General features: G+C 43.9%; 12 protein-coding genes and 1 tRNA gene. All 13 read right to left on the bottom strand.

Annotated features, from left to right (window positions below; all coding sequences use genetic code 11):
- Positions 1 to 123 (bottom strand): GTP-binding protein (locus AAEU31_RS19890; RefSeq protein ID WP_249929207.1); only part of this gene is annotated, 123 nt, incomplete at its 3' end.
- A 60-nt stretch (positions 124 to 183) separates the two neighbouring features.
- Positions 184 to 2,298 carry an elongation factor G gene (gene fusA / locus AAEU31_RS19885; protein WP_135922805.1) on the bottom strand — a complete coding sequence of 705 codons (2,115 nt, stop codon included), beginning with the start codon at positions 2,296 to 2,298 and terminating at the stop codon, positions 184 to 186.
- 27 nt (positions 2,299 to 2,325) lie between these two features.
- Positions 2,326 to 2,796 (bottom strand): 30S ribosomal protein S7, encoded by a 471-nt coding sequence (rpsG, locus tag AAEU31_RS19880; RefSeq protein WP_054554834.1) that lies wholly within the window; start codon positions 2,794 to 2,796, stop codon positions 2,326 to 2,328.
- Between the two features lie 97 nt (positions 2,797 to 2,893).
- A complete protein-coding gene (rpsL, locus tag AAEU31_RS19875) occupies positions 2,894 to 3,268 on the bottom strand; it encodes a 30S ribosomal protein S12 (protein ID WP_002958885.1) in 375 nt (124 codons plus the stop codon).
- Between the two features lie 192 nt (positions 3,269 to 3,460).
- Positions 3,461 to 7,633 carry a DNA-directed RNA polymerase subunit beta' gene (gene rpoC, locus AAEU31_RS19870; protein WP_135922806.1) on the bottom strand — a complete coding sequence of 1,391 codons (4,173 nt, stop codon included), beginning with the start codon at positions 7,631 to 7,633 and terminating at the stop codon, positions 3,461 to 3,463.
- A gap of 97 nt (positions 7,634 to 7,730) precedes the next feature.
- Complete coding sequence (gene rpoB / locus AAEU31_RS19865; protein ID WP_135922807.1) at positions 7,731 to 11,756, bottom strand: DNA-directed RNA polymerase subunit beta; 4,026 nt, start codon at positions 11,754 to 11,756, stop codon at positions 7,731 to 7,733.
- Between the two features lie 272 nt (positions 11,757 to 12,028).
- Positions 12,029 to 12,391, bottom strand: coding sequence for a 50S ribosomal protein L7/L12 (gene rplL, locus AAEU31_RS19860; protein WP_135922808.1), 363 nt, complete (start codon positions 12,389 to 12,391; stop codon positions 12,029 to 12,031).
- A gap of 81 nt (positions 12,392 to 12,472) precedes the next feature.
- Complete coding sequence (rplJ, locus tag AAEU31_RS19855; protein ID WP_135922809.1) at positions 12,473 to 12,967, bottom strand: 50S ribosomal protein L10; 495 nt, start codon at positions 12,965 to 12,967, stop codon at positions 12,473 to 12,475.
- Positions 12,968 to 13,288: 321 nt separating this feature from the next.
- A complete protein-coding gene (gene rplA / locus AAEU31_RS19850) occupies positions 13,289 to 13,993 on the bottom strand; it encodes a 50S ribosomal protein L1 (protein WP_135922810.1) in 705 nt (234 codons plus the stop codon).
- Positions 13,994 to 13,997: 4 nt separating this feature from the next.
- Positions 13,998 to 14,426: a 50S ribosomal protein L11 gene (gene rplK, locus AAEU31_RS19845; protein WP_036971575.1), complete on the bottom strand. Its 429-nt coding sequence runs from the start codon at positions 14,424 to 14,426 to the stop codon at positions 13,998 to 14,000.
- Positions 14,427 to 14,640: 214 nt separating this feature from the next.
- The gene (gene nusG / locus AAEU31_RS19840; RefSeq protein ID WP_036971577.1) at positions 14,641 to 15,198 is read right to left on the bottom strand and encodes a transcription termination/antitermination protein NusG; all 558 of its coding nucleotides are present in this window, start codon (positions 15,196 to 15,198) and stop codon (positions 14,641 to 14,643) included.
- Positions 15,199 to 15,202: 4 nt separating this feature from the next.
- The gene (gene secE / locus AAEU31_RS19835; RefSeq protein ID WP_135922811.1) at positions 15,203 to 15,580 is read right to left on the bottom strand and encodes a preprotein translocase subunit SecE; all 378 of its coding nucleotides are present in this window, start codon (positions 15,578 to 15,580) and stop codon (positions 15,203 to 15,205) included.
- A gap of 129 nt (positions 15,581 to 15,709) precedes the next feature.
- Positions 15,710 to 15,786, bottom strand: a tRNA-Trp gene (locus tag AAEU31_RS19830).
- Between the last annotated feature and the right edge of the window lie 158 nt (positions 15,787 to 15,944).

Here is a 15,944-nt window from a genome sequence, read left to right as displayed (position 1 = left end):
ACCGTATACTTTTGCAAGTACGTTAGTGATTGCTGCTGTTAGAGTTGTTTTACCGTGGTCAACGTGGCCGATTGTACCAACGTTTACGTGCGGTTTTACGCGTTCAAACTTTTCTTTTGCCATCTTAAAAAATTCCTATAAAGAAATTAACGCCTGACCCACTATTGGGCCAGACAAGCTAAATCATATAACAGCGCGAGCTGCAATTATTGCATCTGCAACGTTCTTAGCGGCTTCTGCATACTTCAAAAACTCCATAGAGTAAGATGCACGGCCTTGTGTTGCAGATCGCAGATCAGTTGCATAACCAAACATTTCAGAAAGTGGGACTTGCGCATTAATTTGCTTAAGACCACCGAATGCTTCTTCCATGCCTTCGATCATGCCGCGGCGACGATTTAAGTCACCAACTACATCACCCATGTTTTCTTCAGGAGTGATAACTTCAACCTTCATTACTGGTTCTAGAAGAGCTGGGTTTGCTTCAAGCGCACCTTTCTTCATCGCCATTGAACCTGCAATCTTAAATGCCATCTCATTCGAGTCTACATCATGGAATGAACCATCAAATAGAGTCGCTTTAACGCCAAGTAATGGGTAGCCTGCCAGCACACCTTGAGCCATTTGCTCTTGGATGCCTTTATCTACCGCAGGGATGTATTCTTTAGGAACCGCACCACCAACAACTTCGTTAACGAACTCGTAAATTGGCGCATCATTTTCCGAAATATCCATCGGTTCAAGTTTAAGCCAGACGTGACCATATTGACCACGACCACCTGATTGACGTACGAACTTCCCTTCAACTTCAACAGCTGAACGGATAGCTTCACGGTATGCTACCTGCGGCTTACCAACGTTACATTCAACACTGAATTCACGTTTCATACGGTCGACAATGATATCAAGGTGAAGTTCACCCATACCAGAAATAATAGTCTGGCCTGATTCTTCGTCAGTTTGTACTCTGAAAGACGGATCTTCTGCCGCTAGTTTACCTAACGCGATACCCATCTTATCTTGGTCAGCGATTGTGCGAGGCTCAACCGCAACAGAGATAACTGGTTCTGGGAACTCCATACGCTCAAGCGTAATGATTGAGTTCGGATCACACAGTGTTTCACCTGTTGTTACGTCTTTAAGACCAATAGCCGCTGCGATGTCGCCTGCGTAGACTACTTTGATCTCTTCACGTGAGTTTGAATGCATCTGAACGATACGACCAAGTCGCTCACGCTTACTTTTAACTGGGTTGTATACCGCGTCACCCTGTTTAACAGTACCAGAGTAAACACGGAAGAAGGTCAAGGTGCCAACGAACGGGTCTGTCGCAATCTTAAAAGCAAGTGCGGCAAACGGTGCGTTGTCATCAGCAGGACGTTCATCCTCGGTACCATCTTCTAAGATACCTTGGATTTGTTTCACTTGTGTTGGTGCAGGCATATATTCAATAACGGCATCAAGCACAGCTTGAACACCTTTATTTTTAAATGCACTACCACACGTCATTGGAACAATTTCGTTTGCTAATGTACGCTGACGTAAAGCTGCTTTAATTTCAGCTTCAGTCAGTTCTTCACCTTCTAGATATTTATCCATTAGTTCTTCTGAGGCTTCAGCAGCGCTCTCAACTAAGTGAGAACGCCATTCTTCTGCAAGCTCAAGAAGTTCTGCCGGAATTGCCTCATAAGAGAAAGTCATGCCTTGATCTTCGGCATTCCAGTTAATGGCTTTCATCTTAATAAGGTCAATAACACCTTTAAAGTCGTCTTCAGCACCAATTGGTAGCTGAATTGGAACAGGCGTTGCTCCAAGACGAGATTTCACCTGGCTAACCACTGTTAAGAAGTCAGCGCCAGTGCGATCCATTTTATTTACGAAGATCATGCGAGGAACTTCGTATTTGTTCGCTTGACGCCAAACTGTCTCAGTTTGCGGCTGTACACCAGATGAAGCACAAAGAACAACTACCGCACCATCTAGTACGCGTAAAGAACGCTCTACTTCGATAGTGAAATCTACGTGTCCTGGAGTATCAATGATATTGATACGATGGTCGTCAAATTGAGCGTCCATCCCTTTCCAGAAACACGTTGTTGCAGCAGAAGTGATTGTGATACCACGCTCTTGTTCCTGCTCCATCCAATCCATAGTTGCAGCACCATCATGTACTTCACCGATCTTATGAGAAAGACCTGTGTAGAACAGAACACGTTCTGTTGTTGTGGTTTTACCTGCATCTACGTGAGCGCAAATACCGATATTGCGATAGCGCTCAAGTGGAGTTGTACGTGCCATATGATCCTCTTAAAGGTTAAGGACAGATTACCAACGGTAATGAGCGAATGCTTTATTCGCTTCAGCCATACGGTGAACGTCTTCACGTTTCTTAACCGCAGTGCCTTTGTTGTCAGCAGCGTCAACGATTTCTTGAGCTAAACGTAAGCCCATAGATTTTTCGCCACGCTTACGTGCAGCGTCTACTAACCAACGCATACCTAATGCGTTGCGACGTACTGGACGTACTTCAACTGGTACTTGGTACGTTGAACCACCAACACGGCGAGATTTAACCTCTACCTGTGGGCGAACGTTTTCAAGTGCAGCTTCAAAGATTTCTAGGTGCGACTTGCCTGATTTCTCAGCAGCCACGTCTAACGCACCATAAACGATTTTTTCAGCAGTAGATTTCTTGCCGTCTAACATTACTACGTTAACGAATTTAGCAAGAAGTTCCGATCCGAACTTAGGATCTGGAAGAATTTTACGTTGACCTATTACGCGTCTTCTAGGCATTTTGTATCTCCGGTATCTTCAGGTTTGCTCTTTTAGAGTCAATACCCAAAACAATTAATTTAAAAATTTAGTGCTTGGCCTTACTAACGGAGAACCATTAGCCCTTAGGGCGTTTAGCACCGTATTTAGAGCGAGCTTGACGACGGTCGCTAACGCCTGCACAGTCAAGTGCACCACGTACAGTGTGGAAACGCACACCTGGTAAGTCTTTAACACGACCACCACGGATAAGGATTACACTGTGCTCTTGTAGGTTGTGGCCTTCACCACCGATGTAAGATGTTACTTCGAAACCGTTTGTTAAACGAACACGCGCTACTTTACGTAATGCAGAGTTTGGTTTCTTAGGTGTAGTTGTATATACACGAGTACATACACCACGCTTTTGCGGACACGCTTTAAGCGCAGCTGAGTTACTTTTAGTAACCTTGCTACGACGTGGCTTACGCACTAGCTGGTTAATAGTTGCCATTTAAATAGCTCCTGAAATTAAAATTACTACTGAAAAAATAAAAAATCCGCCCTGTTTACATGCTCGTTACTAAACGTGCAGGCAAATGGGTGGCGGAATTTTAATGAGCAAAGTTTAACCTGTCAACCTTAACTCATCGTAAGGCAGCAGATAACTGCCTTACGATTTCTTAATCCATTGATTAAGTTGAGATTATTGGTTTCCAGAGATATCTGCGTTAAGTGCATCAGTTAGTGCTTGAGTTGCCTCTTCAGCGCTTACTGTTTGCTCTTCAACGATTTCACCTTGCTTGCGACGGTTCAAACGGTCTTGGTGATACGCAAAGCCTGTACCAGCTGGGATCAGACGACCCACGATTACGTTCTCTTTAAGACCACGAAGCTCATCGCTCTTACCATTTACAGCTGCTTCAGTTAGGACACGTGTTGTCTCCTGGAATGACGCTGCTGAGATGAAAGATTCGGTTGCAAGTGACGCTTTAGTGATACCCATTAATTGGATTTCAAATTTAGCTGGGATCTTGCCTTGCTTTTCAAGCTCACGGTTCGCGATATTTACGCGTGCCACTTCAACTTGTTCACCGGCTAAGAACTCAGTGTCACCGCCGTCAAGGATGATACATTTACGTAGCATCTGACGAATAATTGTCTCAATGTGCTTGTCATTGATCTTAACGCCTTGCAAGCGGTAAACCTCTTGCACTTCGTTAACGATGTAGTTAGCTACATGAGTTACACCACGTAGGCGTAAGATGTCATGTGGTGATTCTGGACCATCGGCGATAACCTCACCTTTAGACACTTGCTCACCTTCGAACACGTTAAGTTGACGCCATTTAGGGATCATCTCTTCGTATGCGTCACCCTCAGCTGGAGTGATTACAAGACGCTTCTTACCTTTAGTTTCTTTACCGAAGCTAATAGTACCTGTGATTTCTGCAAGGATTGCAGGATCTTTCGGTTTACGTGCTTCGAATAAGTCAGCTACGCGAGGTAGACCACCCGTGATGTCACGAGTTTTCGAACCTTCTTGCGGAATACGTGCAAGTACGTCACCTGGGTTTGCAGTTGCACCGTCTGTTACTTCAATCGTTGTGAATGAAGGTAGACGTGTTTCTTGCAGACCACGCTCATCGCTTTCGATGATTAGTTTAGGTTCTTTCGCATTCGCTTTACCTAAGTCTTTAACAACCACACGTGTTAAACCAGTTAACTCGTCTGTTTGTGCTTCGGTATTTGAGTCATCAATATCGCTGAACGAGATTTTTGACTTGTGCTCAAGAACGATTGGGTGACTATGCGGATCCCAAGTTGCAACGATATCGTTACCTTGAACTTCTGCATTATCTTGTACCGTTAACACCGCACCGTAAGGAACTTTATAACGCTCTTTCTCACGACCAAAGCTATCGATGATAGTGATCTCTGTTGAACGAGACGTGATAACAATCTTACCGTCTGTGTTTAATACGTACTTCGCATTGTGTAACTTCAATGTACCGTTAGTTTTAACTTGTACACTGTTTTCAGCAGACGCTCGAGATGCCGCACCACCGATGTGGAAGGTACGCATCGTAAGCTGTGTACCCGGCTCACCGATTGATTGTGCCGCGATAACACCTACTGACTCACCTGGGTTGATGATGTGGCCACGCGCAAGGTCACGACCGTAACACTTAGCACATACACCAAAGTCATTATCACAAGTGATTACTGAACGAACGCGTACTTCATCCACTGAGTGCTCTTCTAAAAGGTCACACAGTTTTTCGTCAAGCATGATGTTACGCTCAACAAGTACTTCGTTTGTACCAGGGATTAATACATCTTCAGCAACAACACGACCAAGAACACGTTCGCGAAGTGCTTCTACAACGTCACCACCTTCGATAAGCGGTTTCATTGTTAAGCCATCTTCTGTGCCACAATCGTCTTCGTTGATTACTAAGTCTTGCGCAACGTCTACTAGACGACGCGTTAAGTAACCCGAGTTTGCTGTTTTAAGTGCTGTATCGGCAAGACCTTTACGCGCACCGTGCGTCGAGATGAAGTACTGTAGTACGTTTAGACCTTCACGGAAGTTCGCCGTGATTGGTGTCTCGATGATTGAACCATCTGGACGTGCCATTAGACCACGCATACCCGCTAACTGACGGATCTGAGCGGCGCTACCACGTGCACCTGAGTCTGCCATCATAAACACTGAGTTGAATGAAGATTGCTCTTCTTCTTCGCCTTTCGCGTTGATTACAGTGTCTTTTGATAAGTTCGCCATCATCTCACGTGATAAGTTTTCATTTACACGTGACCAGATATCGATAACTTTATTGTACTTTTCACCAGCCGTTACAAGACCTGATTGGAATTGTTGGTTGATTTCAGTTACTTCAGCTTCCGCTGATTCAATGATTTCTGCTTTAACCGGTGGGATAACTAAGTCATCGATACCGATTGAAACACCTGACTTCATTGCGTAGTGGAAACCGGTGTACATTACTTGGTCAGCAAAGATAACAGTATCTTTAAGACCTAGACGACGGTAACACTCGTTTAATAAGCCAGAAATTTGTTTCTTACCTAGGGCTTGGTTGATTAACTCAAACGGCATCCCTTTAGGTAGGATTAGTGAAAGAATCGCACGACCTACTGTTGTTTCAACAATAGATACTTGCTCAACTGCATCACCATCTTCAGAGCTAATAGTCTCGCTGATACGTACTTTTACGCGTGCATGTAACTCAGCGTTACCGCTGCGGTATGCTTTTTCAGCTTCTTTAGGATCTTTAAATACAGTACCTTCGCCTTTCGCATTGATGCGATCACGAGTCATGTAGTAAAGACCTAATACAACGTCCTGTGAAGGAACGATGATTGGCTCACCATTCGCTGGAGATAGGATGTTGTTTGTAGACATCATTAGAGCACGTGCTTCTAACTGTGCTTCAAGCGTTAACGGTACGTGTACCGCCATTTGGTCACCATCGAAGTCAGCGTTGTACGCCGCACAAACTAATGGGTGTAAATGGATCGCTTTACCTTCGATAAGCACAGGCTCGAACGCTTGGATACCCAAACGGTGAAGTGTTGGTGCACGGTTAAGTAATACTGGATGTTCACGAATTACTTCGTCTAATACATCCCATACTTCTGCCACTTCACGCTCAACCATCTTCTTAGCAGCTTTGATAGTCGTAGCCATGCCGCGACGCTCTAGTTTGCCATAGATAAATGGTTTGAATAGCTCAAGTGCCATCTTCTTAGGAAGACCACACTGGTGTAGTTTAAGCGTAGGACCTACTGTGATTACAGAACGGCCAGAGTAATCTACACGTTTACCAAGTAAGTTCTGACGGAAACGACCTTGCTTACCTTTGATCATATCAGCAAGCGATTTAAGAGGACGTTTGTTAGAACCTGTGATCGCACGACCGCGACGACCGTTATCAAGTAGCGCATCTACCGCTTCTTGTAACATACGTTTTTCGTTGCGTACGATAATGTCTGGTGCAGCTAGATCTAATAGACGCTTAAGACGGTTATTACGGTTAATAACACGACGGTAAAGGTCATTCAGATCAGAAGTCGCAAAACGACCACCGTCTAGTGGTACTAATGGACGTAGATCAGGTGGAAGTACTGGAAGTACAGTCATGATCATCCACTCAGGGTTGTTACCTGATTGGTGGAAAGATTCCATTAATTTAAGACGTTTAGTGATCTTCTTACGCTTAGTTTCAGAGTTAATTGTTGGTAACTCTTCACGCATTTCAGCAATTAATTGGCCAAGATCAAGTTCACGAAGCAAGTCTAATACTGCTTCAGCACCCATCTTCGCTTCAAACTCATCACCGTGCTCTTCAAGTGCATCTAGGTACTCTTCTTCACCTAAAAGCTGACCACGCTCAAGCGTTGTCATACCAGGCTCAGTTACTACGAATGATTCGAAGTAAAGTACGCGTTCGATGTCACGAAGTGTCATGTCTAGCATTAAGCCGATACGTGACGGTAATGATTTTAAGAACCAAATGTGCGCAACTGGGCTAGCAAGCTCAATATGACCCATACGGTCACGACGCACTTTAGTCAGCGTTACTTCAACGCCACACTTTTCACAAATAACACCACGGTGCTTAAGGCGCTTATATTTACCACATAAACACTCATAATCTTTCACTGGGCCGAAGATACGGGCACAGAATAAGCCGTCGCGCTCAGGCTTGAAAGTACGGTAGTTGATTGTCTCAGGTTTCTTTACTTCACCGTATGACCATGAACGAACCATATCTGGCGAAGCAAGACCAATGCGAATTGCATCGAATTCTTCGGTCTTATTTTGTTGCTTCAGAAACTTAAGTAAGTCTTTCACCTTAGCTCTCCTGTCGGAGGTTAATCTTGAGGGCGAACCAATCGCCCCTACATTCTATTCGGCCTAACAGGTGCGGCTTACGCCGCACCTAAATGGCTTAATTTTCTTCCAACTCGATATTGATACCCAGTGAGCGGATTTCTTTCAACAATACGTTGAACGATTCTGGCATACCTGGTTCCATCTTATGGTTACCATCTACGATGTTCTTATACATCTTAGTACGACCGTTCACGTCATCCGATTTCACTGTTAGCATTTCTTGTAGGGTATATGCAGCACCGTATGCTTCTAGTGCCCACACCTCCATCTCACCGAAACGCTGGCCACCGAACTGAGCTTTACCACCCAGCGGCTGCTGAGTAACAAGGCTATAAGAACCAGTTGAACGTGCGTGCATCTTGTCATCAACCAAGTGGTTAAGTTTCAGCATGTACATGTAACCAACAGTTACTTGACGTTCAAACTGATCGCCAGTACGGCCATCATAAAGTGTAACTTGACCGCTTCTTGGATAACCACCAAGCTCTAGTAAGTCTTTGATCTCGCTTTCACGAGCACCATCAAAGGCTGGAGTTGCGATCGGTAAACCACCTTTCAAGTTTTCAGCTAAGCGACGAACTTCATCATCAGAGAACGAGTCGATATCAACTTTCTGACGACAATCACCTAATTCGTAAACTTTCTTAACGAAGCTACGGATTTCGTGCAGTTCACGCTGCTCTTTCATCATTTCTTCTAAGCGCTCACCCACACCACGTGCAGCAAGACCCATATGTGTTTCTAGGATCTGACCGATGTTCATACGTGATGGTACACCTAGCGGGTTCAGAACGATGTCTACCGTACGACCTTTGTCATCGTATGGCATATCTTCTACTGGTACGATAGTCGAGATAACACCTTTGTTACCGTGACGACCCGCCATCTTATCACCCGGTTGGATACGACGTTTAACAGCTAGGTATACTTTAACAATCTTAAGTACGCCTGGTGCTAAGTCATCACCTTGAGTGATCTTACGACGTTTGTTTTCAAACTTCTTATCGTATTCAGCTTTAAGCTCATCGTACTGAGCAGCTAGTTGCTCAAGTTCAGCTTGCTTGTCTTCTTCAGCAAGGCTTTGCGTAAGCAGCTTTTCAGCGTTTAGTGATGCAATTGAATCTGCGCTCAGACCTGCGTCAATAAGTAACTTACGAGCACGGTCTAATACACCAGCTTCTAAGATACGGAACTCTTCGTTGAAGTCTTTCTTCGCTTCGCGAAGCTGCATGTCTTCAACTTCTAACGCACGCTTATCTTTTTCAACACCGTCACGGGTGAAAACTTGTACGTCGATTACAGTACCAGTTACAGAGTTTGGTACACGTAAAGAGCTGTCTTTAACGTCTGACGCTTTCTCACCGAAGATAGCACGTAGTAGCTTTTCTTCAGGTGTTAATTGCGTTTCGCCTTTCGGAGTCACTTTACCTACTAGGATATCGCCGCCTTTAACTTCAGCACCGATATAAACAACGCCTGATTCATCAAGCTTGCCTAGTGCAGATTCACCCACGTTAGGGATATCTGCTGTTATCTCTTCTGGACCTAATTTAGTATCACGTGCGATACATTGTAGTTCTTGAATGTGGATAGTCGTTAGACGATCTTCTTGAACTACGCGCTCAGATAGTAGGATTGAATCCTCGAAGTTATAACCGTTCCATGGCATGAATGCCACGCGAAGGTTTTGACCAAGTGCTAAGTCACCTAAGTCAGTCGAAGGACCATCTGCTAATACGTCACCACGTGTTACCGGCTCACCAACCATACAAGTTGGCTTTTGGTTAATACATGTATTTTGGTTTGAGCGTGTGTACTTAGTAAGGTTGTAAATATCGATGCCCGCTTCACCAGGAATACGCTCATCTTCATGTACATTTACAACGATGCGGCTTGCATCCGCATACATTACTTCACCACCACGCTTAGCAACGATAGTTACACCAGAGTCTTTTGCTAGTGTAAGCTCAATACCTGTACCTACCAGCGGCTTGTCCGCGATAAGTGTTGGTACTGCTTGACGTTGCATGTTTGAACCCATCAATGCACGGTTAGCATCATCGTGTTCTAGGAACGGGATAAGTGCTGCCGCTACAGAGATCACCTGTTGTGGTGATACGTCCATATATTGCTGATCCATTTTGCCCATAAAGGTTGATTCACCTTTGTGACGACATGGAATTAGTTCATCAACAAACTCATTGTTTTCGTTCAAGTTTGAGTTCGCCTGAGCGATAACAAACTGACCTTCTTCAATGGCTGATAAGTAATCTACTTCATCAGTAACTACACCATTTACCACTTTACGGTAAGGTGTTTCTAAGAAACCATAGTCATTTGTACGTGCGTACGTAGACAATGAGTTAATTAGACCGATGTTTGGACCCTCAGGCGTTTCGATTGGACATACACGACCATAGTGAGTTACGTGAACGTCTCGAACTTCGAAGCCAGCGCGTTCACGTGTTAAACCACCCGGGCCTAATGCAGAAATACGACGCTTGTGCGTTACTTCTGAAAGCGGGTTATTTTGGTCCATAAACTGTGATAACTGAGATGAACCGAAGAACTCTTTAACCGCTGCCGAGATTGGCTTAGCGTTAATTAGATCTTGTGGCATTACAGCGTCAAGGTCACCTAAGCTTAAACGCTCACGTACAGCACGCTCAACACGTACTAGACCAACGCGGAATTGGTTCTCAGCCATTTCGCCAACACTACGGATACGACGGTTGCCTAAGTGGTCGATATCATCAACATCGCCAACACCGTTACGAATAGCGATAAGCACTTTCATAACAGCTACGATGTCTTCTTTCGATAATGTGCCAGGGCCTGTATCAGTGTCATAACCTACACGGCTATTGAACTTCATACGACCAACTGTTGATAAATCGTAACGCTCTTCAGAGAAGAACAAGTTATCAAATAAGGCTTCAGCCGCGTCTTTCGTCGGTGGCTCGCCTGGGCGCATCATGCGATAAATTTCTACTAATGCTTCTAAACGGTTGCTTGTTGTGTCGATACGTAATGTATCTGACATGTAGGCGCCGCTGTCCACTTCGTTGATATATAGTGTATCAATCTTAGTGTGACCTGCTTTAACCAATTCAGCCATTAGCTCAAGTGATAGCTCGTCATTCGCATTTGCGATGATCTCACCCGTTGACTCGTCAACGTAGTTTCTAGCTACAACACGACCAATGATGTACTCATGAGGTACTTCTAATTGGTTAATACCTTTTTTCTCGATGTTCTTGATGTGACGCGCAGTAATACGACGACCCGCTTCAACAAGGACTTCACCGTCATCGCTCTTGATATCAAAAGCGGCAGTTTCACCACGTAAACGTGAAGGTACAAGTTCCATAAGAACTTTACCGTCAGTAACTTCAAACGCAGTAGTATCAAAGAAGATATCTAGGATTTCTTCTGTAGAGAACTCTAGTGCACGTAAGATGATAGACGCCGGTAATTTACGACGACGGTCAATACGTACATATAGGTTATCTTTTGCATCAAACTCGAAGTCTAACCATGAACCACGGTAAGGAATTACACGCGCGTTATAAAGTACTTTACCTGACGAGTGAGTTTTACCGCGGTCGTTATCAAAGAATACACCAGGGCTACGGTGTAGCTGAGAAACGATAACACGCTCTGTACCATTGATTACAAAGGTACCGGTATCAGTCATGAGCGGAATTTCGCCCATGTAAACTTCTTGCTCTTTAATGTCTTTAACTGTGCCTGGTGCTTCTTTGTCCATCACCACAAGACGCAATTTTACGCGAAGTGGAGCAGAATAAGTCACACCGCGAATTTGACATTCTTTTACATCGAATACTGGCTCACCAATACGATAACTTACGTATTGAAGCTCAGAATTTCCCGAGTAGCTTTTGATCGGAAACACAGAACGGAAAGCAGCTTCCAAACCGTGATCGCCATCAGCGTCAGGGACTAAGAATTTTTTAAACGATTCTAACTGCGTCGACAGTAAGAAAGGTATATCCAAAACTTGTGGACGTTTACCAAAATCCTTACGGATACGTTTCTTTTCAGAATAAGAGTAAGCCATGGGGTTCCTCAGCTTGCTGATCTTTGACCCGACCTGTTCTTGTAAGAACAGACTTAACTGGCATCTATGCCAAGATGTACAACATTAAATTGTTGTTCTATTTTGCTCTGCTACTTTCAACACCAAAAGAGGTAACAACTTGAAAGCAAAGAGAAAATTAGATTTTATTTGCGCTACAGGATTGTGTCGCTCTATAGCGCAAAAAGGCCGGTGATTAAATAATCACCAGCCCTTGCCTGATTTCTCAGGCAGCGAACCTAGCGTAAGCTAGATTACTTGATCTCAACTTCAGCACCAGCTTCTTCAAGATCTTTCTTAAGTGCTTCAGCTTCTTCTTTAGATACACCTTCTTTGATAGGTGCAGGAGCTGATTCAACAAGTGCTTTAGCTTCTTTAAGGCCAAGACCAGTTGCACCACGTACAGCTTTGATAGCTGCAACCTTGTTAGCGCCAGCGCCAGCAAGGATTACGTCGAACTCAGTCTTCTCTTCAGCAGCTTCAGCAGCTGGACCAGCAACAACAGCAGCAGCTGCAGTTACGCCGAATTTTTCTTCCATTGCTTCAACTAGAGCAACAACGTCCATTACTGACATTTCAGCAATAGCATCAAGGATTTGGTCTTTAGTTACAGACATTACAAATTTCCTAATTATTACGGACTAATTTTAGTCCAAAAAAAATATTACACCGAAAGTGAACAAAAAAACAGCTTAAAATTAAGCAGCTTGCTCTTCTTTCTGTACACGTACTGCTTCAATTGTTTTACACAATTTACCTGCAGACGCTTCTTTCATAGCGCTCATTAAGCGTGCAACAGCTTCGTCGTAAGTAGGTAGAGTTGCTAGCATAGCTGCGTCTACTACGTTACCTTCAAATGCAGCCGTCTTAACTTCGAATTTCTCGTTCTTCTTCGCGAAATCTGAGAAGATACGCGCAGCAGCACCAGGGTGCTCTGAAGAGAAAGCGATTAAGCTTGGACCAACAAATGAGTCAGAAAGGCACTCAAAATCTGTACCTTCAACAGCACGTTTAGCTAGAGTGTTACGAACAACTTTCATCCATACACCAGCTTCACGAGCTTCTTTACGAAGGGCAGTGATAGCACCAACTGTTACACCACGAGAATCTGCAACAACTGCAGAAAGAGCACCAGTGGCTGCTTCGTTGACTTCAGCAACAATTGCTTTTTTGCCTTGAAGATTTAAAGCCATGGGTGTTACTCCTGGTTTAATGGGTCGCCGATATTGGCTTCCCTGTTCTACTCTTCCCCATCAATGATGGAGATGCTTTTTACGGCGAGAGCCAGAAGATTAGGAAAAATCTATCTGGGGATTCACACCGTCTACGTAGGTAAAATGATTAAGGCCTAGGGCCGCCTACGGTCTTGGACGGAAGCCCAATTTATCGTTTTTACCCGAAGGCATTACGAAATTATGGACTTCAACCCGAATTCTTTACTTGTTTTGAAATTAACTTTCTCAACAAAATGGCGCAAAATTATAGTTCAAATTTCACGCCATGTAAACTCTTAATTAAGCAACAGTCGTGCTTAGTGAGTTTTGGTCAACAGCAACACCTGCGCCCATTGTTGTAGAGATAGTTACTTTCTTCACGTAAGTACCTTTTGCTTGAGAAGGTTTAGCCTTCTTAAGCGCAACAATAAGAGCTTCAAGGTTTTGTTGAAGTTGCTCAGCAGTGAAATCAACCTTACCGATAGTAGTATGGATGATACCGTTCTTGTCGTTACGGTAACGAACTTGACCTGCTTTCGCGTTTTTAACTGCTTCTGCAACGTTAGGCGTTACAGTACCAGTTTTAGGGTTTGGCATTAGACCACGTGGACCTAAGATTTGACCTAGTTGACCAACAACACGCATAGCGTCTGGAGATGCAACAACAACGTCAAAGTTCATCTCGCCTTTCTTAACTAGATCAGCAAGATCTTCCATGCCCACTAATTCAGCACCAGCTTCTTTCGCAGCGTCTGCGTTAGCGCCTTGTGTGAATACAGCAACACGAACTTCACGACCAGTACCGTTAGGTAGTACAGTAGCACCACGAACGTTTTGGTCAGATTTACGAGCATCGATACCAAGGTTAACAGCAACGTCAACACTTTCTACGAATTTAGCTGTCGCTAACTCTTTTAAAAGAGCAACTGCTTCATTGATTTCGTAATCTTTAGTCGCATCCACTTTTTCGCGGATTGTACGCATACGTTTAGTTAATTTTGCCATTATCTTAGTCCTCTACGTTCAAGCCCATCGCACGCGCAGAACCTGCGATAGTGCGAACCGCAGCGTCCATATCAGCCGCTGTAAGGTCAGGTCGTTTTGTCTCAACGATTTCTTCAAGTTGAGCACGTGTAACTGTACCCACTTTTTCAGTGTTAGGACGGCCTGAGCCTGATTTGATGCCTGCAGCTTTCTTAAGTAAGTAAGCAGCCGGTGGAGTTTTCATTTCGAACGTGAAAGAACGGTCACCGTAAACAGAGATCACTACAGGAACTGGAGCGCCTTTTTCGATAGACTCTGTACGTGCGTTGAACGCTTTACAGAATTCCATGATGTTTACACCGTGTTGACCTAGTGCTGGACCTACTGGAGGACTAGGGTTAGCCATACCAGCGGCAACTTGTAGCTTGATAATAGCTTCAACTTTTTTAGCCATAATAAATACCTCATTTGGTGGGTCATAGCCTTGTGCGCGCGAGGACGCGTACTCTAACGGCTTCCCAGTTTAAAAATTGGTTCTCACTTTTCGTGATAAAAACAAGTCGCAACTTGCCCTAACACAAAAAGGCCGCTGATTATAAGTTAATCAGCGGCCTTTTTCAAGCTTATTGCCAAAATATTAAACGATTTTGGTAGCTTTAATTTTTTACTTACTTGTCTTGTTCAACTTGACCAAACTCAAGCTCAACAGGTGTCGAACGACCGAAGATAAGCACAGACACTTTTACGCGGCTCTTTTCGTAATCCACTTCTTCAACAACACCGCTGAAGTCTGCAAATGGACCATCGATAACACGAACAACTTCACCTGGCTCAAATAATGTAGCCGGCTTAGGTGCTTCTGAGTTTTCTTGAAGACGGTTTAAGATGCGGTCAGCTTCTTTTTGGCTAATTGGCGCAGGACGATCAGACGTACCACCAATGAAGCCCATAACACGTGCTGTGCTATTTACTAAGTGCCAGCTTGCATCGTTCATGTCCATTTGAACTAGTACGTAACCTGGGAAGAATTTACGCTCAGATTTGCGCTTTTGACCTGCACGCATCTCAACAACTTCTTCAGTTGGTACTAATACTTCACCAAAACTATCTTCCAAACCTTCGATCTTGATATGCTCAAGAATGGTTTGTGCTACACGCTTCTCATAACCAGAGAAAGCTTGTACTACGTACCAACGTAGTTTCTTTTCGTTCTTCTCATCCGACATGGGATTAGATCTCCAATCCAGTTAAAAAGCCTACTGCGCGGAATAAAATGCCATCTAATCCCCAAAGGATAAGTGCCATAATCACAGTTGCAACCATTACAATTAATGTCGTATGTGTTGTTTCTTGGCGTGTTGGCCACACAACTTTACGTACTTCGATACGTGCTTCTTTTGCAAATGCAATAAAAGTACGACCTTTTTCAGTTAGTGAGGCAATGCCTAAACCCGCTGCAACAGCAACCACTACACCAATAGCACGTAATAATACAGATTGGTCTGCATACATGTGGTTACCAACGACTGCGCCTGCTAGTAGCGCAATAGCTACAATCCACTTTACTGAATCCATCGCATTCGATGGAGTTTCTACATTCGTGCTCATAATATTTTTACCTTAACTACAGACACAACAACCCTGCGCACTGGCAGGGTTAATCCATTAAAATCTAAACTTAAAAACAGACTTGTTTAAACCGATTTTTAATTTCAGACTTCACACATTGTGTAAAAGTGGCAGGGGCGGAGAGATTCGAACTCCCAACCGTCGGTTTTGGAGACCGCTGTTCTACCAATTGGAACTACGCCCCTGCAAAGTGGATGCCTATTATACTTACGCAATTCATTAACACAAGTGTAAAAGATACCCATAAGTTAAATTCTCACCTGCTGAATTAAAAATCAATATTAACATTGATTAAAAAGCAGTTTATCATCAACCCGATATAGGAACAATTACAATAAATGGA

It is taken from the genome of Pseudoalteromonas thalassia (assembly GCF_049257215.1).
Taxonomy (GTDB): domain Bacteria; phylum Pseudomonadota; class Gammaproteobacteria; order Enterobacterales; family Alteromonadaceae; genus Pseudoalteromonas; species Pseudoalteromonas lipolytica_C.
Note: the sequence above shows the minus strand (reverse complement) of the source record. Positions and strands in the feature narration are given on the sequence as shown.

What these genes read in the sequence shown, in the direction of transcription:
- fusA (WP_135922805.1), bottom strand. Translation starts at nt 2,298, where the DNA reads ATGGCACGTACAACTCCACTTGAGCGCTATCGCAATATCGGTATTTGC.
- rpsG (WP_054554834.1), bottom strand. Translation starts at nt 2,796, where the DNA reads ATGCCTAGAAGACGCGTAATAGGTCAACGTAAAATTCTTCCAGATCCT.
- rpsL (WP_002958885.1), bottom strand. Translation starts at nt 3,268, where the DNA reads ATGGCAACTATTAACCAGCTAGTGCGTAAGCCACGTCGTAGCAAGGTT.
- rpoB (WP_135922807.1), bottom strand. Translation starts at nt 11,756, where the DNA reads ATGGCTTACTCTTATTCTGAAAAGAAACGTATCCGTAAGGATTTTGGT.
- rplL (WP_135922808.1), bottom strand. Translation starts at nt 12,391, where the DNA reads ATGTCTGTAACTAAAGACCAAATCCTTGATGCTATTGCTGAAATGTCA.
- rplJ (WP_135922809.1), bottom strand. Translation starts at nt 12,967, where the DNA reads ATGGCTTTAAATCTTCAAGGCAAAAAAGCAATTGTTGCTGAAGTCAAC.
- rplA (WP_135922810.1), bottom strand. Translation starts at nt 13,993, where the DNA reads ATGGCAAAATTAACTAAACGTATGCGTACAATCCGCGAAAAAGTGGAT.
- rplK (WP_036971575.1), bottom strand. Translation starts at nt 14,426, where the DNA reads ATGGCTAAAAAAGTTGAAGCTATTATCAAGCTACAAGTTGCCGCTGGT.
- nusG (WP_036971577.1), bottom strand. Translation starts at nt 15,198, where the DNA reads ATGTCGGATGAGAAGAACGAAAAGAAACTACGTTGGTACGTAGTACAA.
- secE (WP_135922811.1), bottom strand. Translation starts at nt 15,580, where the DNA reads ATGAGCACGAATGTAGAAACTCCATCGAATGCGATGGATTCAGTAAAG.